Below are 23,621 nucleotides of genomic sequence, written 5' to 3'. Positions count from 1 at the left end.
GAAAAGCATAGGCGCGATGGCAGTGGAATCTCATAATTAAGGGCAAAAAATATCCCCGAACGCGTCGTGTCTCAGATTTAAGGGCAACGCGACACTTCGGTCGAGCTTGAAACCGGCATGGGCGGGATCTGGATCTATGCGGGCACCGAGGTTGGCCTTGCGCGGGTGCCCGATTGCTTTTGTCGCTGGCAGGACGTGCAGCCAGGCAACGCGATGGACGCATTGGTTGCGGGTGAAGCCCCACCGTCCGAAGCGCCATTGCCAGGCGGTCAACCGATCCTGTCGCTGGCCAGTGCCCCCTCGGCGCCGGAAGTGATGTATGCCGCTCTGCGTTCGGGCCTCTGGGCATCGCAGGACGGCGGAGTCATCTGGCAAAAGCGGGCCAGCAAAGCTGCGACCGCTGTTGCGGTTCATCCAAGAGACGAGACCTACATCGCTGCCCTGTTGGGCGGCATCTTGAAATTCAGCCGTGACGGCGGCGCAACCTGGATCGAAACAGGAGAACTATGATGGAGAAAATGATGCAGAGAAGAAACGCGCTTGGTCTGATTGGCAGCGGCATTGTCGGAATGGTGGGCCTGACCACATCGGCTTGGGCGCAAGCGACAGGCGATGTGGCGCCCGGTCTGACGGGCAGCGAAAGGCAGATCACCATCTGGCGCGATCCGGGCTGCGGCTGCTGTGATGCCTATGGGGATTATCTCGAAGAACACGGCTTTACCGTAACGCGTGTGGATGACCGCGACTTCGACAAACGCTCGGTCGAAGTCGGTGTGCCCGCCCAGGGCATCGGCTGCCACTTGGCCGAAATCGACGGCTACTATGTCAGCGGTCTCGTCCCCGTCGACATCATCGAGCGGCTGCTGGAAACCCGTCCGGCGATAACGGGTATCACCTTGCCGGGAATGCCCGCGAATGCACCCGGGATGGCTGCGGTCAAGTCAGGCACGCTAAGGACCTACGCCTTTGGCCCGGAAGGAATCTCAATCTATGCCGATGAATAAGGGGCCGAAAAACCGACTGGCGAAGGGTACGGTCAGGCGGTCAGTGCACCTCGCTGCCCTAGTGTCCACGCTCGCGACCACCGGCGTTGTGGTGCTGGCCCAATCGGAACCGGTGGACCCGCGTGTCGAGGGACTGACGTTCTTGGGAGAGCCCGTGCTTGCATCCGAGGTCACGGCAGGGCAACAGCTTTATGCGGACAACTGCGCCAGTTGCCATGGTGCGAACCTTGAAGGCCAGCCCGATTGGCGTCGTCGTCTTGACACCGGAAGAATGCCGGCCCCGCCGCATGATGACACAGGCCACACCTGGCACCATTCAGACCGCATGCTTTTTCAGATCACTAAAGGCGGGGTCGGTGCCGTCGTGCCGGGATACGAGAGCGACATGCCGGCCTTCGGAGAGGATCTGACAGACGCAGAGATCGAGGCGATCCTCGTCTACATCAAGAGCACCTGGCCTGAGCGACAACGTGAGTTCCAAGCCGAAGTTTCGGCCAATGACACGGGCGGGTGAAGTTCGACAGGGTGTCAGGATAGTATCTTTCGACCAAAGCCGATCCACCGGGGGACCAATTCGGCAAATCTGTCCTACTCCGCCCCCCGACTCCCGCTTTACCACGCTAATTCGGACCTGACCTGGTTGGCCGTTAACCCGACCGCAAGGCAAGCATGTGCTACCAGGGTCGCGTGCATGCGTTCACGAAAATTTGCCCTTGAACCTCTAGCCACTAGAAGTCCTATCTAGTCGACGAGAATGTATATCGTTCTTGCCATTGATCGCCGGTGGGAACCGAAAGGGTACGACATGCTGACAAGACGACACTTCATTCAAACGACAACAGCGCTCTTTTCGGCGACTGTGGCCAACCCTGTGTTTGCCGATAGCTGGCCCACCGAGGCGCAGAAGGCTGAATGGGACGCGCAAGTCAGCCCGCCCGGCTTCGATCCGGCCACGTCAAACCCTTGGGGACTACACCCACGTTTCTTGCCTCAGCGTGTGGACGCGAAGGACGGCCTCGTGCCGGGAGACATCCATGTCGATGCGGTCGCGCGGTATCTCTACCACATTGAGGAGGGTGGAACCGCGATGCGCTACGGCGTGGCGATCGCGCGGGGCAACCTCTACGAGCCAGGTGTTTATAACATCAAGCGCAAGGTCAGGTGGCCGCACTGGACGCCGACACAGAATATGATCGAGCGGGATCCCGAAAACGCAAGATGGGCCGACGGGATGGAACCCGGGCCTCAAAACGCCTTGGGATCGCGGGCGCTCTATCTCTATGTCGGTGATCGCGACACCTATCTTCGGATACACGGCACACCCTATCCGAGAAGCATCGGCGGTCGTGCGAGTTCGGGTTGCGTGCGGATGGTTATGGCACACATCAACGAGCTTTATCCGAACGTCGAGATCGGATCGACAGCACATCTTTATTCGGCTGAGGACAGCGTTACCGCGAGAAGTTGAATGAGGTAATTAGCTCTCAGCGCATTGATGTGACGTGCGGGTCGTCGTCACACTTCCCGCGCGACGCAGATAGGGTTGCCGTTCGCCGTGCGCAGCGGCAGCAAGGTCGTTTCAACGGGGCCGCTGTGTTCGTACCAGTAGCACCCGTCCTCGGGCACCAAGCGCGCGGTTGCAACATCCTGATCCGGGGCAGCCATTGCAATCACGGCTTCGGGAACGTTGCCCCGCTGGTCTGCCGCGTCGCCTGGCCCAGTCGGCTGGACTGCGCATCCGGCCGTAAGCGACAGCACCACTGCAACCATCATTTTTTGCTTCAGCATCAAAACCCGCATCAAGCTTCCTTTCGTGACTGTTTTTCTTTGCAGCGGCTGTTCATGCCTCAAGGCGTGATGGAGCCGGTCGCCGCATCCTCTAGCAATAAAACAAACTGAAATACCACCGTATTTTGCTCTTGAAGCTCTAGCTACTGTAGGGGCTATGTCATGGTAAAGCACCCGAATCCAGAGGTCCATTCATGCCGTCCGACACCCATCGTCACGACCACGATCACGCCGAAGATGCCCAGACAAGCGGCGGCAGCTGCTGCGGGAGCGCCGGAACGTGCGGCGACATCGTTCCGACGACGCCCGCGCCAGCGGGCGGGCGCAGTTTTCAGGTGTCCGGCCTCGATTGCGCCGAGGAGGTAGCAATCCTGAACAAGGTGGTCGGCCCGAAGATCGGCGGGGCCGAGCATCTCGCGTTCGACGTGATCAATGGACGGATGACTATTCTCGACAGCGCCAAGAGTGTATCGGACGGCGAAATTGCAGAGCTGGTCGCAAGCACCGGCATGACCGCCAAGCCCTGGGATGCCGAAAACGCGTCGGTCGACCAGGCGGCCCATCTTGCACGCCAGCGGCTGTTTACGGCGCTCAGTGGCGGCTTCTGGGCCGCGGGATTTCTGTGGCACATCATCGAGACCGGCATGGGGGGGGCACTCGGCCTCTTCGCAGGGCACGGCGAAGCGCCGATGCCACTGGTCGAGGCAGGGCTATTCGCGGTTGCGATCCTGTTCGGTGTTTGGCTCGTGGCGCCCAAGGCATGGTCGTCCGCACGGCGGCTGTCGCCCGACATGAACCTGCTCATGGTAGTCGCAGTCGCGGGTGCAATTGGCCTCGGCGAATTTTTCGAGGCGGCGACGGTTGCGTTCTTCTTCTCGCTCTCGCTTTTCCTCGAAAGCTGGAGCGTCGGGCGTGCGAGGAATGCGGTTTCAGCTCTGCTGGACCTGGCGCCGCCGACGGCAAGAATTCTTTATGATGACGGTTCGGAAGCGGACGTACCGGCTTCCGCGGTTGCTATCAACGCACGTTTCGTCGTGCGCGGCGGAGACCGCATCCCATTGGATGGTGAGGTTGTCGATGGGGCAGGGGCCGTCGATCAGGCGCCAATCACCGGAGAGAGTGCGCTGGTCCCAAAGGAACGGGGCGACGATGTCTATGCCGGTACGATCAACGGCGAAGGCACACTGACGGTGCGCGCCACGAAGGCCGCCTCGGACACCGTGTTGGCCAAGATTATCCGCATGGTCGGCGACGCCCATGCCCGCCGCGCGCCGGTGGAGCAGTGGGTGGCGAAATTTGCCCGCATCTACACGCCTATCGTCATGGCTCTCGCCATCGCAATTGCCCTGTTGCCGCCGCTCATTTTCGGTGGGGCCTGGGATTATTGGTTCTACAATGCACTCGTGCTGCTGGTGATCGCCTGCCCGTGTGCTCTGGTCATCTCGACACCGGTCTCCATCGTCGCTGCACTCACCGCCTCTGCGCGGGCGGGGGTGCTGATCAAGGGCGGTGCATATGTTGAGGCACCGGGCAAGACCACTGCATTGGCCATGGACAAGACCGGCACGATCACCATGGGCGAGCCCGAGGTGGCGGCGGTGCATCCGCTGGGCAAAGCATCGGCGCAAGATCTGATGACCCTCGCCGCTGGGCTGGAGGCACGTTCCTCGCATCCCTTGGCGCGTGCCATTCTCGCGCGGGCAGAAGCCGACGGCATCAATGTGTCCGCCGCGGAAGACACCCGAACCGTTCCCGGTAGGGGACTTGAAGGACGCACAGACGGCCGGTCGATCTGGCTAGGGTCCGACCGGTTTGCCGAGGAGAAGGGTTTCGGCGACGCCATTCCGAAGGATCTGCGCGACCGCATCGAAGGGGCTGGCAGCACCCTTGTTGCCGTGGGCGACGACACCGGCGTGACCGGCATCCTGGAATTGCGCGACCGTATCCGCCCCGACGCCAAGGGCATCGTGGCACAGCTCCACGCGCAAGGCGTGAAGACCATCGTCATGTTGACGGGCGACAACGAGCGGACAGCGCGCGCCGTTGCAGCCGAGGTCGGCATCGACGAGGTCCGTGCCGAGCTTTTGCCCGAAGACAAGGTGACAGCCATCGAAGAACTGGTCGAAACGCATGACATGGTGGCCATGATCGGCGACGGGGTGAACGACGCCCCCGCCATGGCGCGCGCGCATTACGCCATCGCGATGGGCGCTGTTGGTTCGGACGCGGCAATCGAGACGGCGGATATTGCCCTGATGACCGACGACCTCGGCAAGGTGCCTTGGCTGATCGGTCATTCGCGCCGGACAATGTCGATTATCCATCAGAACATCGGTATTTCCTTGGCGACCAAGGGCGTTTTCGTTGTCGCTACCGCGTTCGGACTGGCATCGATGTGGGGCGCTATTGCAGCCGACGTAGGAGTGTCATTGCTGGTGGTGGCCAACGCCCTGCGCCTGCTTAACAGCCAAGAGGCCAAGGCGCCGCCGTCCGGCGGTGAACAGGTTGGCGAAGGCTTGGCCAAAGGGGCGCTGGCACATGGTCATTGAACTGGGAGAACCCGGAAAGGAGCCGAGACGAGACATGAGCGTGAAGGGCAGGATGATGTGTCCGGTTTGCGAGGTGCCCTTGAGCATGACCGACCGCCAGGGGATCGAGATCGACTTCTGTCCCGATTGCCGGGGTGTCTGGCTCGACCGGGGCGAACTGGACAAGATCATCGAGCGTTCGGCACCCGATGTGGCGCCTCAGCGGGTGCCTGAGCCGCGCGGCTACGACGATGATCGCGGCTACCGGCGCGGAAAGCACGGCTATCGGCGCAAATCCTGGCTTCACGAGTTGTTCGATTAAGGCTTGCCGTGGCCTCCCTGCCGGTCGCCCTCAAGGCGCTGCGGTAGGCCCGCAAGGCATTCAGCGGTGAGCAGGTTGGTCCAGAGATCGCAAAGGCCGCGCTTGCCCACGGACATTGATCACGCAGCATTTGCAAGGTAACGTAATGTCCATATCAGACCTCACGAAAGAGGCATCGAGCAGTGAAAACCATCCGATTTCCCCGCCGCGCCGTCCTGTTGGGCGGGTTGGCAGCGTTTTTGTCTGGCTGTGCCAGCAAGTTCCGCAGCTATGGCGGACCCGAGGTGACCCGTGTTCGGCTTTACAAGGGGCAGCGTTTGCTTGTTCTGGACGGAGCCGATCGCGTATTGCAAACCTATCCGGTCGGGCTGGGTTTCGCTCCTGAGGGTCACAAGCAATTCGAGGGAGACGGCCGGACCCCTGAGGGCGCTTACGTAGTCGATAAGCGCAACCCCGACAGTACGTATCATCTTTCGGTTGGCATCTCCTATCCGAATGAGGCCGACATAGCCTTCGCTGAAGCGCAGGGCCTTTCCCCCGGCGGCGACATCTTCATCCATGGTGGTCCACGCCCAGGGATCGACCCAACGGATGTCCGCGACTGGACAGCTGGCTGCATCGCGGTCACAGATCGGCAGATCGAGGACATCTATGCAATGGTGAAAGACGGAACACCGATCGACATCTACGCCTGATGGGAGGAGATGATCTTCCGTCAGATCAGGAAAATCGTCGGCACAGGGCCACGTTGATCACTTCGATGGCGATCACGGCTAAAGTGACGCTCGCCGCCGGGGGCCAGCGCAAGCACCCGGTACGCGTAAGGACACTACAATATGTGTCCAGCCGTGGCAGTGGCGAAACAGGCGGGCCCTAGCGGAGAAGAATGCGTCTGGTCTCATGTCGAATTCAATCTATCCGAGGGCATAGACGATGGTCACGACGGTAATCATGACAACCATGAACATGGAGAATGCGCCAAGGGCGAGCGTACGGCCCATGTCCCGGTTCGGCTTCTCTACTTTCAGACGCAGTTCCTCCGCGGTTTCCGGAAACTCGAGCGCCGCCGCATTCGATTGGCGCATCAGGTCGTAGCGGGACGTCCAGCGCCGTTCCTCCGCCGCGTTCCAGCCGTTCAGCACCAGAATGATTGCCGCGATGAGAACCATCGACGACGGGACCCAGATTACGTAGCCACCGATTGTCTCGTCAGCCAGGGCGCGAAGTCGACCACCGCTCGCTGCGATGATTTCTGATCCATAGAGGGGCACCTCCTTGAGCGTTGTCAGGGAGCCCAGAAAGATGTTGGAAACGATCACCACGAACCCTGACATCAGCCGAGCGCCGCGCCGCGCTCCTTCAGGCGGATCACGCAGATCGAACAGCATAGCAAAGTACCAAAGCCCAGCAAGCACCATAGACAGATGTGCCAGCGCTTCCATCGCCGCAATACGTTGTGTAAGGGCGTAGATCATCGGGATCTGCCAGACGAAAAGCGCACCAATCAACAAGGAGGTGGCAGATGCAGGAAGCGCCAAGAATCGCGGGATGCGCGCACGCCCAATCGCGGCAAGGCGTCGGCGCCATTCCCTTTTCAATCCGGCTTGAAGGCCAAGCCAGGGCTGAGAAACCGCGATAAGAAGCGGTCCTACCAGTCGCAGAAGAAGATGCTCGACCTGATGTACCGAAAACAGACTGTGCCCCAATGGCGCGAGCGGCCCATTCGTCGCGACGAGGACGGCCGCGAGGCCGACAAAGAAGGCGGTTCGACGCCAACCAGAAACCCTTCCGAGACAGCGAGCGTGTATTTTGAGCCCACGCAAAAACAGCCATACTGTAAGACCGACAACAATGAGCGACACCGGTGACAGCACATAGCCGAAAGGGTCGTAAAGGAAGAAGAAGTTTGTGATCATTCGCTCTGGCCCTCGCTCATCCGAGGGTTGTCGGAGGTAGCCGGTGTGAGCCGCGAGATCCCGGAAGCGCCGCCACGGGCCAGTGACAGATCGGTCGACATGGCGAGGTATTCGCCTTGTATCCACGAGGGAAAGAGATTGTCGTAGAATCGAGATAGCGGATGTCCCGACTGTCCGGCGGGCGTGATGTAGTATGATCCCGCTGCTTCCGATATCGACATGACCGCCTGAAAATTGCTTCCGGCACTCACAAGGAATGGACGGTCTTCTTCAACACCAAATGATGTCAAGAATTGCGTAAACGGATCGCCTGAAATCGGCGCTTGAAGGGACAGCAGGTTGGTCAGCAACCCACGTGAACTGATCGGCGACCACTGCATGTCCAATCTATGCTCCTCCCCCCAGGTCCACGTCGAGGGATCGCGCCCATATCGATCGACCAGCCAGCCAAGGGCATCATCCAGGGCCACGCGAACCTGCTCCTCGCATGTCTCGCGAGGTGAGGATAGGCGGATGTCGCACCAGATTGCGCTACCGCGACGATCGCTGAGTACCGCATAAAGAAAGTTCGGGTTCGGACGGGTCCAGAGTTGCTGCGCTGCCGGAAATTCGTCTTTCAAAATGCGCTGCTGCAAAGCCCGGAGCCAAGTCCAGAACAGCAGAGGTTCCGGTGAATAGCGATCCATGTCGCCATTCCACGACGCAAGCCTGTCCAGTAGTTCACGACGAAGGTCGTTCGCATCGGTGCCTTCGATGCTGTCTCTGGACTGCACGAACCAAAGCTCCTTCGCCATCAGGGGCAGCAGGGTTCGCGCCACGGTACTTACGGTGTCCCTTTGAACACCGATGGCGCCTTCAGTCGAGAAGATCGATTGCCGCGCTTCAAGCTCCGCCAGTCGAATGTCGCGAAATGACAACGCTCGTACGGCTTCCTCTTTTGGCCATCGGGCAACGGTCTCTCGGTCAATGGCCAATGCCTCCATGCCTTTCGGCAACATGTCTGCGGCAACTCCGATGGCATCGGTCGCGTCGGCCGAACGCGTGAACAGCTCCAGCATCGTCAGGAAACCTGCCGCCTGCACGGGTGACGGCCCCCTTGGTGCCTCCTCGTCTGGCACGGGAAATGACCGGAAGGCCCAGGCGACGCGCGTATTGCGACCGACAATAACGAAAGGTACGCCCGGCATCGTGGCCCCTATGGCCGGCCCTGTCGAAAACTGAAGATCGGCGAGATACCATTCCGAGGGCAGCGACAGGGAACCGCTGATATCGGCGGCGAGAATTGGTGTCCCGGCAGCGGTTCGGTCACCGTCTATCGCCCATGCATCGAGGCGCTGCTGCGGATCAGTCGCAAATAGTTCGAGCACTTTTGGTCGATCCGACGGTATAATTGCACTTGATAAGCTCGGCGTTCCTTTCCGTGCGCTTTCCGGTCGCAGGCCATTCAGAAAAGACCGGGCAATCCTCAGGCTATCGCCAGGTGTCCAGGCATCGATCGACCGTTCGTCTGCGATCAACAGTTCCGGCGAGCCTCTGCCGCGCCCTCCCGCCGACACCAGCTCGAGCCACGCATTGACGCCGGCGGCATAGGATTCGAGCGCGTCTGAGACCGCTGGCGCAACGGACAATGTCTCATCGGATGGCCAAGAAGCTTCGGCCATTCGCCTTGCCCTTAACAGCTGACCGAGTCGGTCTTGCGCATGAACGAAGCCGATCGCGAAATAGACATCCGCGGCGGAACTCGCGGTAATGTGCGGGATTGCCGAGGCATCTCGCAGAATATCGACCGGTCCACCTAAGCCTGCTACCGAGAAGTCCTCGTTGTAGTCGGGAACGGATGCGCTCAGCAGAAAATAGACCAACCCGGAACCAACCGATGCCGTGATACAGATCGCCAAGAACCCGTACAGTAATATGTTGAAAAGACGTCTCACGTCGGTGCCGTTTCGAAACCCTTCTCATGCAAAGATGCGCAAGAGGACCACCGAAACGAAATAGGTGAGAAGACCGAAGGCGATCGCCGAACTCGCCGCATACTGGAGGATATCCAGCCGGTTTCCTTTTCGGCGTCGCGCCAGATATCCACCCCAGATCGCACCCGCGACAATGCCCGCGATTACCAGCATGACTTTTTCTCCGTTCGTGTTCTCTTGTTGCACCGGTGTGTGCCGACCAGACCTGCAGCCAGTCCCACGGCCCAAGTAGTGAAGATGAGAGCCAGCAGCGCCCAGTCGCCGAAGCGCGCATATAGCGTTGACGGATGAGCAGAGGGCAGAGCCGCATCTATTACACCGGTTTCTCCGTTGCCGAGCCGCGCGACGAGGTCACCGTTCGCGTCGATGACCGCGGAGATGCCCGTATTCGCGGCTCGGATGACAGGAAGGCCTTCCTCTACGGCACGCATCCGTGCGGAAGCCAGATGCTGCTCGGGTCCGATGCTGGTGCCGAACCAGGCGTCGTTTGTCGCGTTGAAAATCCAGTCCGGCCTGAACAGGTCGTCGACCACATGGCTTGGGAAGATGATCTCATAGCAGATCGCCACGGCGACCAGGGGCACACCCGGAAGCGCAAGCGTTCGCGGGCCCGGTCCGGGCGTAAAATCGCCCAGACCCGCCGTGAGTCGCTCGATGGGCAACCAGCCACGGAATGGCACATATTCGCCGAAGGGTACGAGATGGTGTTTCGCGTATCCGGTCAGGATTCTGCCGGTCTCGCCAAAAGCCTGGACCGTGTTGAAATATCGGGTGCCATCCTCGCTCGGTACACGGTCCGGCACCCCGGTGAGCAGCATGCTGCCGTCTGGTAGCGCTGCGGCAATGCGATCCCGCGCCTCCGTATCCTCATCGAGGAAACCCGGAAAGGCGGTTTCCGGCCAAAGAAGAACGTCGAAATCGCCGGGCTGGGTTGAAAGCTCAACATAGCGCGCGAAGGTCGCCTCGCGGTTCTCGGGCGCCCATTTCTCCTCTTGTGGAATGTTGCCCTGGACGATGCGCAGGTCGACACCGGGTGGCTGTTGTGCATCCGACTGGAGGCGAAGCGTACCGACAGCCCACATCGTCGCGATGCCGGCCAGCGCCATGAGCGAAACGGTCAATCGTTGCCGCCCGGACGTCATGACAGCCGCGCCGGGAAGTGCCGCGACGAACACGCTGAGAAAGCTTAACCCATAGCTTCCGACCCAGGCGGCGGTCTGGCGAAGGGCGGCGTAGTCGGCAAGTGCGTAGCCGGCGAGGTTCCAGGGAAACCCTGTCAGAACGTGACCACGCAACCACTCGGTCGCGGTCCAGGAGGTCGTGAACAGGAGGCAGGCGAGGAGACTACCCAGGGCTCCGCGCCGCGCGATTTCGGCGAAGAGCGCTGCGGCAATGGCTGGGAAAATTGCGAGACCTGCGGACAATCCCGCGACAGCCGGGATCGCCATCGCCCCGAACCGCTCGGCCTCGACGTAGAAACTCTCTGCAATCCACGAAATCCCGAAACCGAACTGGCCAAGACCAAACGCCCAGCCGACGAGGAAAGCACGCCCTAGGGAGAGATCGCGAAGACCGACAAAGAACGCGGAATAGGCAACGGGAACGAGCAGGAGAAGCGAGAAAGGCGGGAAAGTCAGAACGGTCAGCGCCCCGGCGGCGAAACCAAGCGTCATCCGCGAAAGCAAACGGTGGCGCAGAGCGATGCGGTTCAGAATTTTCGGTTTCACGACTTGATCGAACGCCGCGCGCTGATCCATGGCGCGGCGAGCAAGAGCCCCACGCCACTGACAACAAATATATCGGCCATGTTGAAGGCAGGCCAATGTGTTGTGCCAATGTAGAAATCGAGAAAGTCTGTTACAGCCCGATACCGCACACGATCGATAACATTGCCCAAGGCTCCGCCAATGATCGCGCCATAGGCAAGTGTTTCGACCGCATTTTCGGCGCGAAACAGCATAACCCCCAGCCAAACACAGATGGCAAGAGCGAGAGCGATGAGGCTCCACCACGGAGCGCCGCCCAGCATCCCGAAAGTCACGCCGTCATTACGATAAAAGACGAGGTTGAATCCCGGAAACACGGAAATCCCGGCGCTTAAAGTGACGGCATTCGCAACGACAATGGCTTTGGTGATCTGATCGATCGCGAACGCAGCAAGCGCTGCAAAGACGCCGATCATCGCAGATACTTTGTATGATGACATTGCCTCATCCCAACCAGACATCGAGAAACAGCATCAGAACGAGCCCGACTGCGAGACCGAGCGTCGCCCTGTTCTGATGGCCGCTGCGATGGGTTTCGGGGATGATTTCGTGGCTGATGACGTAGAGCATTGCGCCCGCGGCAAAGGCCAGTCCCCATGGCAGCAGCGGTTCCGACAGCGTGATGATCCCGGCCCCGAGCAGGCCGCCAATCGGCTCGACCATGCCCGTCAGCGCCGCGATGCCCCAGGCGCGCAGCTTCGGATATCCCTCGCCCAGCAGAGATACAGCGACGGCCAATCCTTCGGGCGCATTCTGAAGCCCGATGCCGACAGCAAGCGGCAAACCGCCCTCCATACCTCCGGATCCGAAGCCGACCCCGACCGCGAGGCCTTCGGGGAAGTTGTGGATCGTGATCGCGATGATGAAAAGCCAGACCCGCCGCAAAGACGCCGCTTCGGGCCCTTCGCGTCCCGTCTTGAAATGCTCGTGCGGCAGCTTTTCGTTCATCAGCGCGACAGCCCCCATGCCCAAGAGGATCGAGACGCATACGATGGCCGCAGGCATCGCGCCGTTCTCGAACATCGGCTCGGCCGCATCCAATGCCGGGATGATCAGCGAAAAGAAGGAAGCGGCGAGCATCACACCGGCAGCGAAGCCGAGCGACAGATCGCGTGTGGCCCGCGACGGGATGCGTCCAAACAACACGGGAACTGCTCCGACTGCCGTGAGCGATCCGGCAGCCAGACTTCCGAGGAAGCCGAGCATGATCGGAGAGAGGTTTTCCATGGGCGGGCCAGGTTATCCTTCGCCGTAGCTCGAAAAGACTTCCGTCGACCCGTCCTCGCGGATGAGGAAGACATCATAGGCCTCGCGGTCGTCTTCTGGCCCCATGCCGGGCGAGCCATAGGGCATCCCAGGCACGGCGAGACCGACTGCGTCCGGGCGCTCATCGAGAAGGCGGCGGATGTCAGCGGCCGGTACATGGCCTTCGATCACGTAGCCGTCAATGAGCGCGGTGTGGCAGGAGACCATGCGCTGCGGCACGCCGTTGTCGAGCTTGAAGCGAACCAGCGACCCACCGAACATGTCCTGGCCGGTCGGCACAAAACCGTTCTCTTCGAGGTGGTTCATCCACGAGAGGCAGCAGCCGCAACCGTTCGTCTTGCGGACGTCGATCGCCGTTGCCTCTGCGAGGGCCTGGGCCGCCGGGAAAAGGGCGAGCGTGATGGCAAGAGCTTGGGTCATGCGTTTCATGGGTCAGAGCCTTTCGGTTGTCGTTTCGGCAATCTCGCTGCCGAGGTTTTCATTCAGAAGCGCCCGCGCCTCGGCCAGACGCGAGAGCGCGGCGGTATCATCCGCTTCGCTCTCAGCTGCTTCGGCGAGCCGGTCGTCAGTGAGGGGGTCAGTCGGGCGCCCATCCACGAGGACTTCGTAGTGCAGGTTCGGACCTGTCGCCGTGCCAGTCGCGCCGACGCGGCCGATCACATCTCCCGCCGCAACGCGTTGGCCTTGTGCCAGGTCTTCCGGCACGGCGCTCAGATGCGCGTAGCGCGTCATGGTGTCGGAGCCGTGCGAGATTTCGACCACACGGCCATAGCCACCGCGCCAGCCAATGAAACTAACCCGCCCCGGTGCCGTCGATTGAACCGGTGTCCCACGTGCCGCTGCGAAATCGACGCCTGTGTGCATCCGGACGTTGCCAAAGACCGGATGCGTGCGGCGTCCGAACACCGAGCTGAGGCGCGCACCCTCGACCGGCTGTGCGAAGACGCGCAGCACCTCGCCATCGACGTAGATCGTCGCCTGACCGCTGCCGTCGTCCGGCCATACGATCTCGTAAAGCGAACCGCCGATCTCCAGTGCGGCGAAGGCGAGTTCGGGCTGTCCGATCCTGTCCTCGCCGACCCGCGCCTCACGCCAGAGAAGCCTTAGTGCTTCGCCGCCGGCCATCTCGCGGCGGAAATCCACGGTCCCACCCAGCATCTGCGCAAGGTCCACGGAAAAACGGGCGGGTATGCCGGCTTCTTCGAGTGCCGCGAAGATCGAGCTGTCGATCACCGCTTCGCCGGCAAGGGTTACGATCTCCGGATCCGGAGTCACGACCTGTGTGGACAACCGCTCGCCGAACACCACCTCGATCCGAACCCCGTCCTCGACGGCAAGTGCGACGGTGCGGGGGCTGCCGTCCATGGTCGAAGCAACAGTGACCGAGTGCCCCGGCCGCAGCCGTCGCAGATCGTATTCCGCGCCAAGCGCGAGGGCAACTTCGGCTCTGTCAGGTGCCGCAAGTCCAGCTTCGGACAGCAAGAAATCGAGCGTCTCGCCAGGTGCAATGTCGCGCGACCACGTCGACAGCGGTGGCTCGATCGCGCTTACCGGCCTGTCGGCGAACGCGACCTGCAGAAGGGGTAGGGAGCCGAGGTCGGGTGCATCCTCTGCCCATGCCGTCGCGGGCAGCGTCACGAGGATGTCAACGTTTCTAGGGGCTTCAGGACCTTGGGGCATCCAGCTACCTGCCTGGGCAAGTTCCGGCGGCACGGGTTCTTTCGACAAAAGATCAGAGATGGCGATAGCCGCTCCCGAAACCGTCCCCGCAATTGCGACACCCGCCGCCAAAGTTCTGAGCCTCATGTCGCCCCCTCCATTTCTTCTGCCAGCGCGCGACGGATCTTCGGCACCGCGAATTCTCTGGCTTCGTGATAGTCGATCATGGTGACGAACCGCCCAGAGGCTGCGAACAGGAAGACGCTCGCGGTGTGGTTCATCGTGTAATCGCCGCTCTCCGTCGGTACTTGCTCGTAGGTGGCGCGGAAGCCGTCCGCGACGCGCGCGATCTGCTCTTCCGGCCCCGTCCAGCCACGGAGCGCAGGATGGAAGTAGCCGACATATTCGGCCATCGTTTCGACAGTGTCGCGCTCGGGATCGACCGTGATGAAAACCACGTTCATCTCGTCGGCCTCGTTTCCCAGATCGTCGAGCCATCCCGAAATGTCCGAGAGCGTGGTCGGGCAGACATCGGGACAGTAGGTGAAGCCGAAGAACGCCATCGTCGGGCGACCGATCAGGGTTTCCGGCCCGACCGCGTTGCCCTCATGATCCGTCAGACGGAAATCCATCTCGGTCAGGGCCACAGGCCGCTGCCCGACAGGTTCAGGTCCACCGGGTCCATCGACCTGCCACCAACCGACGAAGAGCATCAGGGCGACCGCCCCGACACCAGCCGCCCCGTACCCCAGGATCGCCCGTCGCCGCATCAGTCCTCTGGCCCCCGCGCGGCGATTCCGAGGATCGGCACCTCGACCGTCACTTCGCCTCCGTCTTCGAAAAGCAGGGTCAGCGGAAAGGTGTCCCCTTCCGTCATCAGTTCTTGCAGCCGCATCAGCATTGCGTGCAGGCCCCCCGGTTCGAGCGCGACGCTCTCGCCCGGGGCGATCGCGATCTCCCCCGCCGGGTTCATGGAACTCACACCTTCGGCATTTGTCTTCGTCTCGTGAATTTCGGGCATCATCGCGAGCGGCGTTGTAAGGCCGATCAGCGTCACTGGCTCGTCGCCAGTGTTGCGGATCGTCATGTAAGCGGCCCCGGGACGGTTCATCCCGATGGAGGCGCGGGACCACGCGTTCTCGACGACAACATCCTCGGGTCCGGCCAGCGCGGGCGCTGAGAACCCTCCAAGGGTCAAAAGCGCCGCCAGTGTGCTGGTCAAAATATACTTTTTCATCGTTCTGATCCTGCCCTTTGTATTCAGCTTTGCGCGGCAGCGACTTCGGCGGCCACCAGACGACGCAATTCTGCCTCCCCGAATGGATCGAGCGGCTTGCCGTTCACGAAGAATGTGGGCGTCTGGCGAATTCCCACGGTCTCGACGTCGGCACGATCCTGGTTCAGGATCGCCACGACATCGGGCGCCATCATTTGCGTGCGCGCGGCCTCGGCATCGAGTCCGGCCGTGGCGGCGATCTGAAGGATCAGGCCGGGCGCCGGGGCACCGTGCGACGCCCATCTCGGCTGTTCCCGCAGAACGGCCTCAAGCACCGGCACGTAAACGTCCTGCATGCGTGCCGCCTCGAGCACGCGGATCGCTTCCTCGGATGCCGCGCCGTGGAAGGGCGTGTAGCGGATCACGACGCGGACAGCATCCCCATGCTCGGCCATGATGTCCTTCACGACGGGATGAAAGGCGCGACAGGCCTCGCAGGCCGGATCGAAGAATTCGACGATCGTGACGGGCGCTTCCGCAGGCCCGAGGATGGGCGAGTAGGGGCGGATCATCGCGTCCGCGAGTTCCGGCGCAACAGGCTCCGCTTCGGCCACCGGGCCGGGGCGGGTTGCAAACCAGGTGGTTCCGCCGAAACCGGCGACGCCGAAGGCGAGAACGGACAGGATCAGGGCGCGTCGGTTCATTTTCGTGTGTCCTTCAATGAAAGGGCCGACAGCGCCCCGATCAGCGCGAAGGCGGCGAGGGCCATCAGCGGGATCGGGATGCCGAAGACCAGTTGGTTGTCATCGGTGCAAGAGGGGCCGGTGGCCGTGCAGGGCTGGATGCGTTCGGGAACAAGACCGACGTACAGCCCCATGTGCCAGAGGGCGATTGCGCCGCCGCCAAGCGCCAATGCGATGCCGTAGCGCCCCACACGGCCGTCCCGCCACCAAAGGCCCAGCCCTAGGATAATGGCCAAGGGAAACATGAAGGCGCGCTGGAACCAGCACAGCACACAGGGCGTCTGCCCCAGCACCTCGCCGATGAAAAGCACGGCAAGCGAGGCGACGAGCGCGATGATCCATGCCAGCCCGAGGGCTGTTTCTCCGGATATGCGGTTCATGTCGATCAGATCCTCTCTTCCAGATCGGCGAGAATCTCTTCGGCCGGGGTGCCGTAGGGCCAGGAGTCGGCAAAGCCCGCGTCGGGATCGAAGAGGAACAGATGCGACGTGTGGCCCATCGTGTAACCATCCGGCGCCGCAGCCTCTTCGACGCGTTCAAAGAAGATCGGAAACGTCTCGGATGTGGCGGCGATTTGTTCCGGCGTGCCCGTCAGCCCGATGATGCTCGCATCGAACAGCGGGACGTATTCGGCGAGTGCGGCGGGCGTGTCCCGTTCGGGGTCGATTGTTATGAAAATCGGCTGGACCTTGGCGGCATCGTCGCCCAGACCGTCCATCACCGCCGCGACCTCTGACAGGGTCGTCGGGCAGACGTCGGGACAGTTGGTGAAGCCGAAAAACACCAGCATCCAGCGCCCCGCAAAGTCCTCCTCGGTTCGAACCATACCCTGGTGGTCCGTCAGTTCGAATTTAGCGAAAAAAGGCGGTTCGGCGTCGGTTCGGGCGCGGTCGGCACGATAGTCGGACCAGAGCAAAAGCCATACGAAGGCAAGCGCTGCCACGCCTGCCAAAACCCAAAGAAACTTCTGTGCCGATGTAAGGGACAATCCTGTTCGCCTGTTATTGATTCTTATTGCATGTGCGGATACATCCTCTAGCCGCTAGAGGTTCAAGCACGAAATCATGGTATAGCTTGAACTCACGCGTCTGTGAATCCGACACTTGTTTATTCCGACGGCAAAACCTACACAAACTGTATCTTTTTCATGGAGGCGAAAATGCTCACGATCGGTACTCTGTCAAAGAAGACTGGCACAAAAGTGCAGACCATCCGGTACTACGAACAGATCGGACTCATGCCCGAACCTGGCAGGACCGAAGGCGGACAGAGGCGCTACGACAATGCACAGCTCGACCGACTGTCCTTCATCCGCCATTCGCGGCAACTCGGTTTCTCGCTCGATGCGATCCGCGAGCTGCTCGACCTCAGCGACCATCCCAACCGCCCCTGCGACGAGGCAGATGCCATCGCGCGTCGCCAGCTCAAACAGGTGGAGCAGCGCATGGCCCGCCTGAAGGCGCTGCGCACGGAACTGAAACGCATGGTTCACGAATGCAGCGGCGGGCGGACGGGAGACTGCAAGGTGCTTGAGGTGTTGCGGGACCATTCGGAATGCCTGACCGAGCACGAGGAAATCGGGGCCTGAAGGAATTCAGCCAACATTCCGGCTGGAACGCAGATCAGCCGCAGAAGTTAATGTGTCGTACAACACAGGCTGGAACCACAAAATGGCTGCTAGACAAAATTCAATGGAGAGACGGACGCTTTGGATCGTTCTGGCGCTCAATATCGGTTTGGCCGTGGCCTTTTTCGCAACAGGCGCCTTCGGCGACTCAAGTGCCCTGATCGCCAACGGGCTCGATAACCTCTCCGACAGCTTCGTCTACGCGATCAGCCTTTTCGCTTTGTCCCGATCCGACAAATGGAAACGCGGGGCGGCGAACGTTTCCGGCGGGCTGCTGATCCTGTTCGCCGCTGGTATCCTCTACGATGCATGGCGCCGCTACATCGGCGGGTCAGATCCGCTCGGGACGATCATGATCGCCATGGCCCTGTTTGCGGCGGCGATCAACGCAGTCTGCGTCTGGCTGCTCGCTAAGCTCAAAGATCCGGACGTCAACATCCGCGCGGCCAACACCTTCAGTTACAACGATTTCGCCGCGAACCTCGGAATCGTCTTGGCTGGCGGCCTCGTCGCCTGGCTGGGAACCAACTGGCCGGACCTCGTCGTCGGCGTGATTGTCGCCGGGATCGCGGCCTGGGGAGGTATCGACATTCTGCGCGACGCACACGGCGAACACCACAAAGCAGTTCATACGGGCAAATAGTTGCGGGAGATTCTTTCTGAAAGAAAGGGTTGAAGCTATAGTGACTATAGTAATTAGGCTTGTTCCAAGACGATTCGAGGAGCGACTCCGTTGCAGATGACCGACCCCCTACTTGCACCCACCAAATTACTGGATTTTGATGCCGCGCCTCTTGCGCATCTAATTGAGACCCGCGGCTGGCGCGGCTTATCCGAATACGATCGGATCGGAGCTGCCTATGATTTCGTTCGGAATGAAATCGCGTTCGGATACAATCGAGCTGACGACATCCCCGCCTCCGAGGTGCTTTCCGACGGCTACGGGCAGTGCAATACCAAAGGGACGCTCTTGATGGCGTTGCTGCGTGGTGTTGGCATTCGTTGCCGGTTGCATGGGTTTACGATCCACAAAGGCTTGCAGCGCGGTGTTGTCCCAGAGTTGGTGTATCCGCTTGCTCCGCAAGAAATTCTCCACTCATGGGTTGAGATCGAATATCAAGGTGCTTGGTTCAACCTCGAAGGCTTCATCCTGGATGACGCTTTCCTGACAGTCCTGCAAACGTCTTTCTCGGACACGGACAGTCTCTGCGGTTATGGCGCGGGCACGGATTGCCTTGGCGCGCCTCCCGTCACCTGGAACGGAGAAGATACCTACATTCAGAAATCCGGCATCGTGCAAGATTTCGGCGTGTTTGATACGCCGGACGCCTTCTATTTGTCCCATGAGCAATCCTTTGGATGGCTGCGTGGTGCCCTTTACCGTCATATCATCCGCCACTGGATGAATGCGCGCGTACGTGGTTTTCGCAGCGGTCGCCTGAAGACTGACCGACGCGCGACACACGCGCACGCGGAGCCTGCCAATGCCACATGACCACGGGCACGCGCCTATCGATCCGAATTCTGGGGACCGGCGGGTTGCCATCGCCATCTGGGCAAACGGGCTACTTACCGTTGCGCAAGTCGTCGGGGGCATATTCTCGGGCAGTCTGGCACTGATCGCCGATGCGCTGCACAACTTTTCCGATATGGCCTCGCTTGTCATTGCCTTCGCCGCACGCAAGATCGCGCGCCGCCCGGCCGATGAACGCATGACCTTCGGCTATGGCCGGGTCGAAATCGTGGCGGCCCTGATCAACTACACCACCCTCATCGTGATCGGCTTCTATCTGATCTACGAAGGTGGCATGCGCATGATTGATCCACCCGAAGTCATGGGGTGGACCGTCGTCATTCTCGGTGGAATTGCGCTTGTGGTCGACACGCTGACCGCAATGCTGACCTATTCGATGCAGAAGGGCAGCGTGAACATCCGCGCGCTTTTCCTGCATAACCTGTCGGACGCGCTTGCTTCGGTCGCGGTTATCGTCGGTGGGTCGCTGATCATCCTTTACGACATGCGTTGGGTCGATCCTGCCATCACCATCGGCATCGCGATCTACATCCTGTATCTGTCTTTCACTGAAATAGGCGGCCCAATCCGAACCCTGATGCTCGGGAGCCCGCCGGACATCGACAACGAGGCCGTCGTCGAAGCGATGCGGAAAGTCGAAGGCGTCGCCGACGTCCACTACGTCCATCTCTGGCAAATGCAAGAGCACGAGGCTGCGCTCGACTGCCATGTCGTCGTGGCAGCCGAGGGCTGGTCGAAGATCGAAGAGATCAAGAGCGCGATCAAGAAGCGGCTGAAGGAAGAGTTCGGCATCAGCCATTCCAGTCTCGAATTTGAGCATGAGGATCGCGCTCATCAGAACGCCGATCTCTACGGTCACGGCAACGCAAGTGAAAAGGAGAAGACCAATGTTCAAGGAAACGCTGACCGAGCATGATGATGTCATCGGGCTCGTCTGCGCGATTACGCGGACCGGCATGGGCTCGATCCGAGCAACTGGGTCATTCTGACCAAACGATCCGATCAGGCAAATGACGCGACGCGCCTTCTGGCGCGGGAATATGGGCTGGAGTTCACGATGACCGCCGACAGCGACATGATGATGCACGGAGCGGTCACCCATGTCGTGGACATCGGCGGGCGGTTCGCTGCAAAATTCCATGGCATGGACTTCAAGAACGTGAACCTGATCCTCTATGTCAGCGAGTTGATCAACAACGCCCAGCATCGACGCCGGGAGCCCAACTGGTGGGACCGGCTGACAGGTGTGTTTCAATGAGTGTCGTCGCGACTGGCGTCAGGCTGTCCTCGACAGACGGAGTTTCCCTGACAGCTCTGCGTCGGTATTTTGCGGTGATCATCCCGGCCAACTTGATCTGGGAGTTCGCGCATATGCCGCTCTACACGATCTGGAACGAGGGCACTTGGGGTGAGATTGTCTTCGCAGCCGTCCATTGCACGGGTGGCGATATCCTGATCGCCATGAGCGCGCTGATGCTTGCCCTCATGCTGTCGGGCCGGGGCTGGCCCCTGGTCGCCTCGACGCGGCGGTCTGTGACCGTCCTGACGGTGGTGTTCGGGCTCGGATACACGCTGTTCAGCGAATGGCTCAACATCGTGATCCGCGCGGCCTGGGCCTATTCGGACCTGATGCCGATCATTCCGATCCTCGATGCGGGCCTGTCACCTGTGTTGCAATGGATCGTGATACCGCTGGTCGCGTTCTGGTGGGTCTGGCGGCCTTTCAACAACGATCGTGATGTATGATGGATATTTCCGGCATCGGCATCTTCGCGGCCTTCCTGGCGGGTGCCATTTCGTTCCTGTCGCCCTGTGTCCTGCCACTGGTGCCTGGCTACGTCTCGTACATCGCAGGGCAACCAGATTTGCGCACGACGCGGTCGGTCGGCTTGCGGGCGCGCGCCGGGGCGCTCGGGTTGAGTGCCTGCTTTGTCCTGGGCTTTTCGACGGTCTTCGTCGCCCTCGGGGCCCGGGCCAGCGCGCTCGGATCCCTGCTGCTGACATGGCGCACCGAGCTAAACTATCTCGGCGGCGCGATCATCATTCTGTTCGGACTGGTCATGCTGGGTGTCTTTCGTCTCAATGCGTTCTCGCGCGATACCCGTTTCAATCTCGACATTCCCGGCGGTCGCCCGTTTGGGGCCTACGTGCTGGGACTGGCCTTCGCCTTTGGCTGGACACCTTGCATCGGTCCGATCCTCGGCGCAATCCTGACGCTCAGTTCGACCTCCGGCGGCATGTCGGACGGCATCTGGCTGCTGTCGATCTATTCCGCTGGACTGGGGGTGCCTTTCCTGCTGGCCGCGCTCTTCACCGACGCCATCGCCGCGCGGGTAAGGCAGATCGGCAAAGCCGGTCGCTGGCTCTACAAGGGCGCGGGTGTTGCCATGATCATCATGGGAGTTGCCATCATGACCGGGCAATTGTCACGGTTTGCCTATTGGCTGCTGGGGACGTTTCCCTTTCTCGCGACGATCGGGTGACGAATCTCGAACCAGCTCTAGGTGTGATGGCTGCAGTGTAGGGATTATCTCCGCCAATCAATGTCATCCACGCCGCGCCTCTGTAGAGGTCGCGGTGCCGTCAGCCGATCAGGTAGACCCGGATCGGCATCCAGATACCCATGACCATCATCATCAGGTTCTCGGTGAGCGAGACAAAACCGAGCGGCACCTTGCTGTCGCCCCCGACGCAGGCGCATTTCAGCTCGCGCTTGTCGATATAGACCGCCTTGAAGACCGAAACCGCGCCGACGGTGCCGATGAACAAGGCCACGGGTGCCGACAGCCAGGTGAGCGCCCCTGCGACCATGAGGATACCGGCGAAGGCCTCTCCGAAGGGATAGAGATAGCCGTAGCGCACCCAGCGGTGCGCCAGCAGGTCGTAATTTAGGAACATGGTCGAAAAGCTTTCGACATCCTGAAGTTTCTGCACTGCAAGCAAGCACATCGAGATCGAGATGAACCATTCCAGCGCGCGCAGGCTGAGGATGGTTCCAAAGCTGTACCATGACAAGCCGAGCGCCATCAAAAACGCGACGGCAAAGATCGCGATCACCGGTTGATAGGAGGTGTCCGAGCGTTCGCTTTCCGGTGCGTCAAGGCCGAAATGGACCCGCAGATCGTCATAGCCGCCGATGCGCTTGTCGCCGATCCAGGTCTGCGGCGTGGTCTCGACCCCGTGATTTTCCATGAAAGCATCAGTTTCCTCGCGTGTCGTCAGGTGGTGATCCTCGACCTCGTACCCTTCCCGTTCGAGCAGGTCTTTGGACTTGAGACCATAAGGGCAAAGGTGATCCAGCATGACCATCCGGTAGAGTTGGGCTGTTTTCGATGCGTCTTTCGGCATGGTGTTTCCTCCAGTTTCTGGTTCAGGCACCGCAACCGTAATGTCCGCGATACCCTGCACGCAGACCGGGCCCAAGTTCGAGAACGAGATCGGCGTCCTGCATTTCGCCACTATTTGCGGCCAATGTGCCGGTTCCGCTCGGCGCGCTCAACGCCACTGTCATGCCTTCCTTGCCCCAAGTGCTTCCGGCGTCGCCAGCCTCCAGCCGCACCAGATCGCCGCTGATCTTGGCGAGAGCTACACTCCCACCGTCGATGCGGCCCACCGCCAGCGCAGGCCTGCTTGTGGTGGTGTAGGTGAACGTGCACGCCGCGCCGTCCGGGAAGAGTTGTGCGATGTCCTCCCGGGTCAGGAATTCAAGATCGAGAATGGTGATCTCCGCCGTGGACAGCGCCTCGTCAAGGCTCACGATCTGCGCCGGTCCGCTTTCTGACTGTGCCGGACTGTCACCATTGGCGTCGATATCGTTCACCAGATAACGCATCTCGGCGATTTCCTTGTCCTGCGCATAGATGATCTCATCCGCCAACTTGCGCACGCGCGGGTCCGAGATATCGGCGCGGCTGGAGGTCATGATCGCGATCGAGTGGTGCGGGATCATTGCCCGCATGTAGCTGGTGTCGCCCACCGTCACCTGGCTGCGGACCAGCCAGAGCGAGGCGGCAAAGACCACAGCGGCACCGATGAAGATGGCGGCGTTAGCCGTCTTGCTGGAATACATCGACAGCATGAAGCCCAGCATGATGATCGCCATGGTGGCACCCATCAGGAGAGCCATGTAGACCCGCGTTTCCGACCAGAACACATGCGTCCAGAGGTAGGTATTGAGATACATCTGTCGCGTAGCCCTTAATTGTGAGATGGGAAATCCAACGAAATCAACGGCTGATCTTTGCCCTTAAATATGAGATTTTGCCTTTAATTCTGATAT

At 60.7% G+C, this 23,621-nt stretch carries 30 protein-coding genes; 14 read left to right on the top strand and 16 right to left on the bottom strand.

What is annotated here, in order from left to right; translation table 11 throughout:
- Positions 1-117 precede the first annotated feature (117 nt).
- The 4 genes from G455_RS24885 to G455_RS0120445 all read left to right on the top strand — a co-directional run bounded on the left by G455_RS24885 (position 118) and on the right by G455_RS0120445 (position 2,472).
- A complete protein-coding gene (locus G455_RS24885; protein WP_229861854.1) occupies positions 118-510 on the top strand; it encodes a WD40/YVTN/BNR-like repeat-containing protein in 393 nt (130 codons plus the stop codon).
- A complete protein-coding gene (locus tag G455_RS0120455; RefSeq protein WP_028095379.1) occupies positions 510-1,004 on the top strand; it encodes a DUF411 domain-containing protein in 495 nt (164 codons plus the stop codon). Before G455_RS24885 ends, G455_RS0120455 begins: the two co-directional genes overlap by 1 nt.
- A complete protein-coding gene (locus tag G455_RS0120450) occupies positions 997-1,518 on the top strand; it encodes a c-type cytochrome (RefSeq protein WP_138578426.1) in 522 nt (173 codons plus the stop codon). The genes G455_RS0120455 and G455_RS0120450 overlap by 8 nt, the downstream gene beginning before the upstream one ends.
- A gap of 291 nt (positions 1,519-1,809) precedes the next feature.
- Positions 1,810-2,472, top strand: a complete 663-nt coding sequence (locus tag G455_RS0120445; RefSeq protein ID WP_009503854.1) for a L,D-transpeptidase — start codon at positions 1,810-1,812, stop codon at positions 2,470-2,472.
- A 47-nt stretch (positions 2,473-2,519) separates the two neighbouring features.
- Here G455_RS0120445 and G455_RS0120440 read toward each other — a convergent pair whose 3' ends face one another.
- The gene (locus tag G455_RS0120440) at positions 2,520-2,804 is read right to left on the bottom strand and encodes a hypothetical protein (protein WP_028095377.1); all 285 of its coding nucleotides are present in this window, start codon (positions 2,802-2,804) and stop codon (positions 2,520-2,522) included.
- Between the two features lie 182 nt (positions 2,805-2,986).
- On the opposite strand from G455_RS0120440, the gene G455_RS0120435 reads away from it, so the two are divergent.
- From G455_RS0120435 to G455_RS0120425, 3 genes are all read left to right on the top strand, one after another.
- Positions 2,987-5,341, top strand: a complete 2,355-nt coding sequence (locus tag G455_RS0120435) for a heavy metal translocating P-type ATPase (protein WP_028095376.1) — start codon at positions 2,987-2,989, stop codon at positions 5,339-5,341.
- A gap of 34 nt (positions 5,342-5,375) precedes the next feature.
- A complete protein-coding gene (locus G455_RS0120430; RefSeq protein WP_035367121.1) occupies positions 5,376-5,642 on the top strand; it encodes a TFIIB-type zinc ribbon-containing protein in 267 nt (88 codons plus the stop codon).
- 182 nt (positions 5,643-5,824) lie between these two features.
- Positions 5,825-6,337: a L,D-transpeptidase family protein gene (locus G455_RS0120425; protein ID WP_035367119.1), complete on the top strand. Its 513-nt coding sequence runs from the start codon at positions 5,825-5,827 to the stop codon at positions 6,335-6,337.
- 219 nt (positions 6,338-6,556) lie between these two features.
- Here G455_RS0120425 and G455_RS0120420 read toward each other — a convergent pair whose 3' ends face one another.
- The 13 genes from G455_RS0120420 to G455_RS0120360 are packed head-to-tail and all read right to left on the bottom strand — an operon-like array spanning position 6,557 to position 17,133.
- Positions 6,557-7,558, bottom strand: a complete 1,002-nt coding sequence (locus tag G455_RS0120420) for a cytochrome c oxidase assembly protein (protein WP_028095373.1) — start codon at positions 7,556-7,558, stop codon at positions 6,557-6,559.
- Positions 7,555-9,456, bottom strand: a complete 1,902-nt coding sequence (locus G455_RS0120415; RefSeq protein WP_223870726.1) for a penicillin acylase family protein — start codon at positions 9,454-9,456, stop codon at positions 7,555-7,557. The genes G455_RS0120420 and G455_RS0120415 overlap by 4 nt, the downstream gene beginning before the upstream one ends.
- A 60-nt stretch (positions 9,457-9,516) precedes the next feature.
- Positions 9,517-9,684 carry a hypothetical protein gene (locus G455_RS26735; RefSeq protein ID WP_009503847.1) on the bottom strand — a complete coding sequence of 56 codons (168 nt, stop codon included), beginning with the start codon at positions 9,682-9,684 and terminating at the stop codon, positions 9,517-9,519.
- Positions 9,675-11,288: an apolipoprotein N-acyltransferase gene (gene lnt, locus G455_RS0120405; RefSeq protein ID WP_028095371.1), complete on the bottom strand. Its 1,614-nt coding sequence runs from the start codon at positions 11,286-11,288 to the stop codon at positions 9,675-9,677. Before lnt ends, G455_RS26735 begins: the two co-directional genes overlap by 10 nt.
- Complete coding sequence (gene lspA, locus G455_RS0120400) at positions 11,255-11,713, bottom strand: signal peptidase II (protein ID WP_009503845.1); 459 nt, start codon at positions 11,711-11,713, stop codon at positions 11,255-11,257. Before lspA ends, lnt begins: the two co-directional genes overlap by 34 nt.
- Before the next feature lie 28 nt (positions 11,714-11,741).
- On the bottom strand, positions 11,742-12,524 hold the full coding sequence (locus G455_RS0120395) for a ZIP family metal transporter (RefSeq protein ID WP_028095370.1): 783 nt from the start codon (positions 12,522-12,524) through the stop codon (positions 11,742-11,744).
- 12 nt (positions 12,525-12,536) lie between these two features.
- Positions 12,537-12,992, bottom strand: a complete 456-nt coding sequence (locus tag G455_RS0120390; RefSeq protein WP_028095369.1) for a DUF411 domain-containing protein — start codon at positions 12,990-12,992, stop codon at positions 12,537-12,539.
- A gap of 3 nt (positions 12,993-12,995) precedes the next feature.
- Positions 12,996-14,369 carry a M23 family metallopeptidase gene (locus G455_RS0120385; RefSeq protein ID WP_028095368.1) on the bottom strand — a complete coding sequence of 458 codons (1,374 nt, stop codon included), beginning with the start codon at positions 14,367-14,369 and terminating at the stop codon, positions 12,996-12,998.
- Positions 14,366-14,992 (bottom strand): SCO family protein, encoded by a 627-nt coding sequence (locus tag G455_RS0120380; RefSeq protein ID WP_028095367.1) that lies wholly within the window; start codon positions 14,990-14,992, stop codon positions 14,366-14,368. The genes G455_RS0120385 and G455_RS0120380 overlap by 4 nt, the downstream gene beginning before the upstream one ends.
- Positions 14,992-15,459: a copper chaperone PCu(A)C gene (locus tag G455_RS0120375; protein WP_028095366.1), complete on the bottom strand. Its 468-nt coding sequence runs from the start codon at positions 15,457-15,459 to the stop codon at positions 14,992-14,994. The genes G455_RS0120380 and G455_RS0120375 overlap by 1 nt, the downstream gene beginning before the upstream one ends.
- A 23-nt stretch (positions 15,460-15,482) precedes the next feature.
- Positions 15,483-16,142 carry a DsbA family protein gene (locus G455_RS0120370; RefSeq protein ID WP_028095365.1) on the bottom strand — a complete coding sequence of 220 codons (660 nt, stop codon included), beginning with the start codon at positions 16,140-16,142 and terminating at the stop codon, positions 15,483-15,485.
- Positions 16,139-16,561, bottom strand: coding sequence for a disulfide bond formation protein B (locus G455_RS0120365; protein WP_028095364.1), 423 nt, complete (start codon positions 16,559-16,561; stop codon positions 16,139-16,141). Before G455_RS0120365 ends, G455_RS0120370 begins: the two co-directional genes overlap by 4 nt.
- Before the next feature lie 5 nt (positions 16,562-16,566).
- The gene (locus G455_RS0120360) at positions 16,567-17,133 is read right to left on the bottom strand and encodes an SCO family protein (RefSeq protein ID WP_028095363.1); all 567 of its coding nucleotides are present in this window, start codon (positions 17,131-17,133) and stop codon (positions 16,567-16,569) included.
- 207 nt (positions 17,134-17,340) lie between these two features.
- Between G455_RS0120360 and G455_RS0120355 the strand changes: the two genes are divergently transcribed.
- The 7 genes from G455_RS0120355 (at position 17,341) to G455_RS0120325 (ending at position 21,825) form a co-directional block, all read left to right on the top strand.
- The gene (locus tag G455_RS0120355) at positions 17,341-17,769 is read left to right on the top strand and encodes a MerR family transcriptional regulator (protein ID WP_013959865.1); all 429 of its coding nucleotides are present in this window, start codon (positions 17,341-17,343) and stop codon (positions 17,767-17,769) included.
- 103 nt (positions 17,770-17,872) lie between these two features.
- The gene (locus G455_RS0120350; protein ID WP_028095362.1) at positions 17,873-18,451 is read left to right on the top strand and encodes a cation transporter; all 579 of its coding nucleotides are present in this window, start codon (positions 17,873-17,875) and stop codon (positions 18,449-18,451) included.
- A gap of 96 nt (positions 18,452-18,547) precedes the next feature.
- Positions 18,548-19,303, top strand: coding sequence for a transglutaminase-like domain-containing protein (locus G455_RS0120345; protein WP_028095361.1), 756 nt, complete (start codon positions 18,548-18,550; stop codon positions 19,301-19,303).
- Positions 19,293-20,258, top strand: a complete 966-nt coding sequence (locus tag G455_RS0120340; protein WP_028095360.1) for a cation diffusion facilitator family transporter — start codon at positions 19,293-19,295, stop codon at positions 20,256-20,258. Before G455_RS0120345 ends, G455_RS0120340 begins: the two co-directional genes overlap by 11 nt.
- 141 nt (positions 20,259-20,399) lie before the next feature.
- Positions 20,400-20,600: a hypothetical protein gene (locus G455_RS27045; RefSeq protein WP_028095359.1), complete on the top strand. Its 201-nt coding sequence runs from the start codon at positions 20,400-20,402 to the stop codon at positions 20,598-20,600.
- Entirely contained in the window at positions 20,597-21,088 is a 492-nt protein-coding gene (locus G455_RS0120330; protein WP_009503822.1) for a hypothetical protein, read from the top strand. Before G455_RS27045 ends, G455_RS0120330 begins: the two co-directional genes overlap by 4 nt.
- Positions 21,085-21,825, top strand: coding sequence for a cytochrome c biogenesis CcdA family protein (locus G455_RS0120325; RefSeq protein ID WP_028095358.1), 741 nt, complete (start codon positions 21,085-21,087; stop codon positions 21,823-21,825). Before G455_RS0120330 ends, G455_RS0120325 begins: the two co-directional genes overlap by 4 nt.
- Positions 21,826-21,925: 100 nt before the next feature.
- Here G455_RS0120325 and G455_RS0120320 read toward each other — a convergent pair whose 3' ends face one another.
- Both G455_RS0120320 and G455_RS0120315 read right to left on the bottom strand, forming a co-directional pair.
- Complete coding sequence (locus G455_RS0120320; protein ID WP_170317858.1) at positions 21,926-22,690, bottom strand: MauE/DoxX family redox-associated membrane protein; 765 nt, start codon at positions 22,688-22,690, stop codon at positions 21,926-21,928.
- A 22-nt stretch (positions 22,691-22,712) separates the two neighbouring features.
- Positions 22,713-23,525, bottom strand: a complete 813-nt coding sequence (locus tag G455_RS0120315; RefSeq protein WP_051312660.1) for a DUF305 domain-containing protein — start codon at positions 23,523-23,525, stop codon at positions 22,713-22,715.
- Between the last annotated feature and the right edge of the window lie 96 nt (positions 23,526-23,621).

Source organism: Pseudodonghicola xiamenensis DSM 18339 (assembly GCF_000429365.1).
GTDB lineage: Bacteria > Pseudomonadota > Alphaproteobacteria > Rhodobacterales > Rhodobacteraceae > Pseudodonghicola > Pseudodonghicola xiamenensis.
The sequence above is the reverse complement of the archived record's forward strand: the minus strand, read 5'-3'. Positions and strand labels throughout refer to the sequence as shown.

Bases quoted from the DNA above. Each gene is read 5' to 3' on its own strand.
- G455_RS24885 (WP_229861854.1), top strand. From the start codon at position 118: ATGGGCGGGATCTGGATCTATGCGGGCACCGAGGTTGGCCTTGCGCGG.
- G455_RS0120455 (WP_028095379.1), top strand. From the start codon at position 510: ATGGAGAAAATGATGCAGAGAAGAAACGCGCTTGGTCTGATTGGCAGC.
- G455_RS0120450 (WP_138578426.1), top strand. From the start codon at position 997: ATGAATAAGGGGCCGAAAAACCGACTGGCGAAGGGTACGGTCAGGCGG.
- G455_RS0120445 (WP_009503854.1), top strand. From the start codon at position 1,810: ATGCTGACAAGACGACACTTCATTCAAACGACAACAGCGCTCTTTTCG.
- G455_RS0120440 (WP_028095377.1), bottom strand. From the start codon at position 2,804: ATGCGGGTTTTGATGCTGAAGCAAAAAATGATGGTTGCAGTGGTGCTG.
- G455_RS0120435 (WP_028095376.1), top strand. From the start codon at position 2,987: ATGCCGTCCGACACCCATCGTCACGACCACGATCACGCCGAAGATGCC.
- G455_RS0120430 (WP_035367121.1), top strand. From the start codon at position 5,376: ATGAGCGTGAAGGGCAGGATGATGTGTCCGGTTTGCGAGGTGCCCTTG.
- G455_RS0120420 (WP_028095373.1), bottom strand. From the start codon at position 7,558: ATGATCACAAACTTCTTCTTCCTTTACGACCCTTTCGGCTATGTGCTG.
- G455_RS26735 (WP_009503847.1), bottom strand. From the start codon at position 9,684: ATGCTGGTAATCGCGGGCATTGTCGCGGGTGCGATCTGGGGTGGATAT.
- lnt (WP_028095371.1), bottom strand. From the start codon at position 11,288: ATGGATCAGCGCGCGGCGTTCGATCAAGTCGTGAAACCGAAAATTCTG.
- lspA (WP_009503845.1), bottom strand. From the start codon at position 11,713: ATGATCGGCGTCTTTGCAGCGCTTGCTGCGTTCGCGATCGATCAGATC.
- G455_RS0120395 (WP_028095370.1), bottom strand. From the start codon at position 12,524: ATGGAAAACCTCTCTCCGATCATGCTCGGCTTCCTCGGAAGTCTGGCT.
- G455_RS0120390 (WP_028095369.1), bottom strand. From the start codon at position 12,992: ATGAAACGCATGACCCAAGCTCTTGCCATCACGCTCGCCCTTTTCCCG.
- G455_RS0120385 (WP_028095368.1), bottom strand. From the start codon at position 14,369: ATGAGGCTCAGAACTTTGGCGGCGGGTGTCGCAATTGCGGGGACGGTT.
- G455_RS0120380 (WP_028095367.1), bottom strand. From the start codon at position 14,992: ATGCGGCGACGGGCGATCCTGGGGTACGGGGCGGCTGGTGTCGGGGCG.
- G455_RS0120375 (WP_028095366.1), bottom strand. From the start codon at position 15,459: ATGAAAAAGTATATTTTGACCAGCACACTGGCGGCGCTTTTGACCCTT.
- G455_RS0120370 (WP_028095365.1), bottom strand. From the start codon at position 16,142: ATGAACCGACGCGCCCTGATCCTGTCCGTTCTCGCCTTCGGCGTCGCC.
- G455_RS0120365 (WP_028095364.1), bottom strand. From the start codon at position 16,561: ATGAACCGCATATCCGGAGAAACAGCCCTCGGGCTGGCATGGATCATC.
- G455_RS0120355 (WP_013959865.1), top strand. From the start codon at position 17,341: ATGCTCACGATCGGTACTCTGTCAAAGAAGACTGGCACAAAAGTGCAG.
- G455_RS0120350 (WP_028095362.1), top strand. From the start codon at position 17,873: ATGGAGAGACGGACGCTTTGGATCGTTCTGGCGCTCAATATCGGTTTG.
- G455_RS0120345 (WP_028095361.1), top strand. From the start codon at position 18,548: ATGACCGACCCCCTACTTGCACCCACCAAATTACTGGATTTTGATGCC.
- G455_RS0120340 (WP_028095360.1), top strand. From the start codon at position 19,293: ATGCCACATGACCACGGGCACGCGCCTATCGATCCGAATTCTGGGGAC.
- G455_RS27045 (WP_028095359.1), top strand. From the start codon at position 20,400: ATGACCGCCGACAGCGACATGATGATGCACGGAGCGGTCACCCATGTC.
- G455_RS0120330 (WP_009503822.1), top strand. From the start codon at position 20,597: ATGAGTGTCGTCGCGACTGGCGTCAGGCTGTCCTCGACAGACGGAGTT.
- G455_RS0120325 (WP_028095358.1), top strand. From the start codon at position 21,085: ATGATGGATATTTCCGGCATCGGCATCTTCGCGGCCTTCCTGGCGGGT.
- G455_RS0120320 (WP_170317858.1), bottom strand. From the start codon at position 22,690: ATGCCGAAAGACGCATCGAAAACAGCCCAACTCTACCGGATGGTCATG.
- G455_RS0120315 (WP_051312660.1), bottom strand. From the start codon at position 23,525: ATGTATCTCAATACCTACCTCTGGACGCATGTGTTCTGGTCGGAAACG.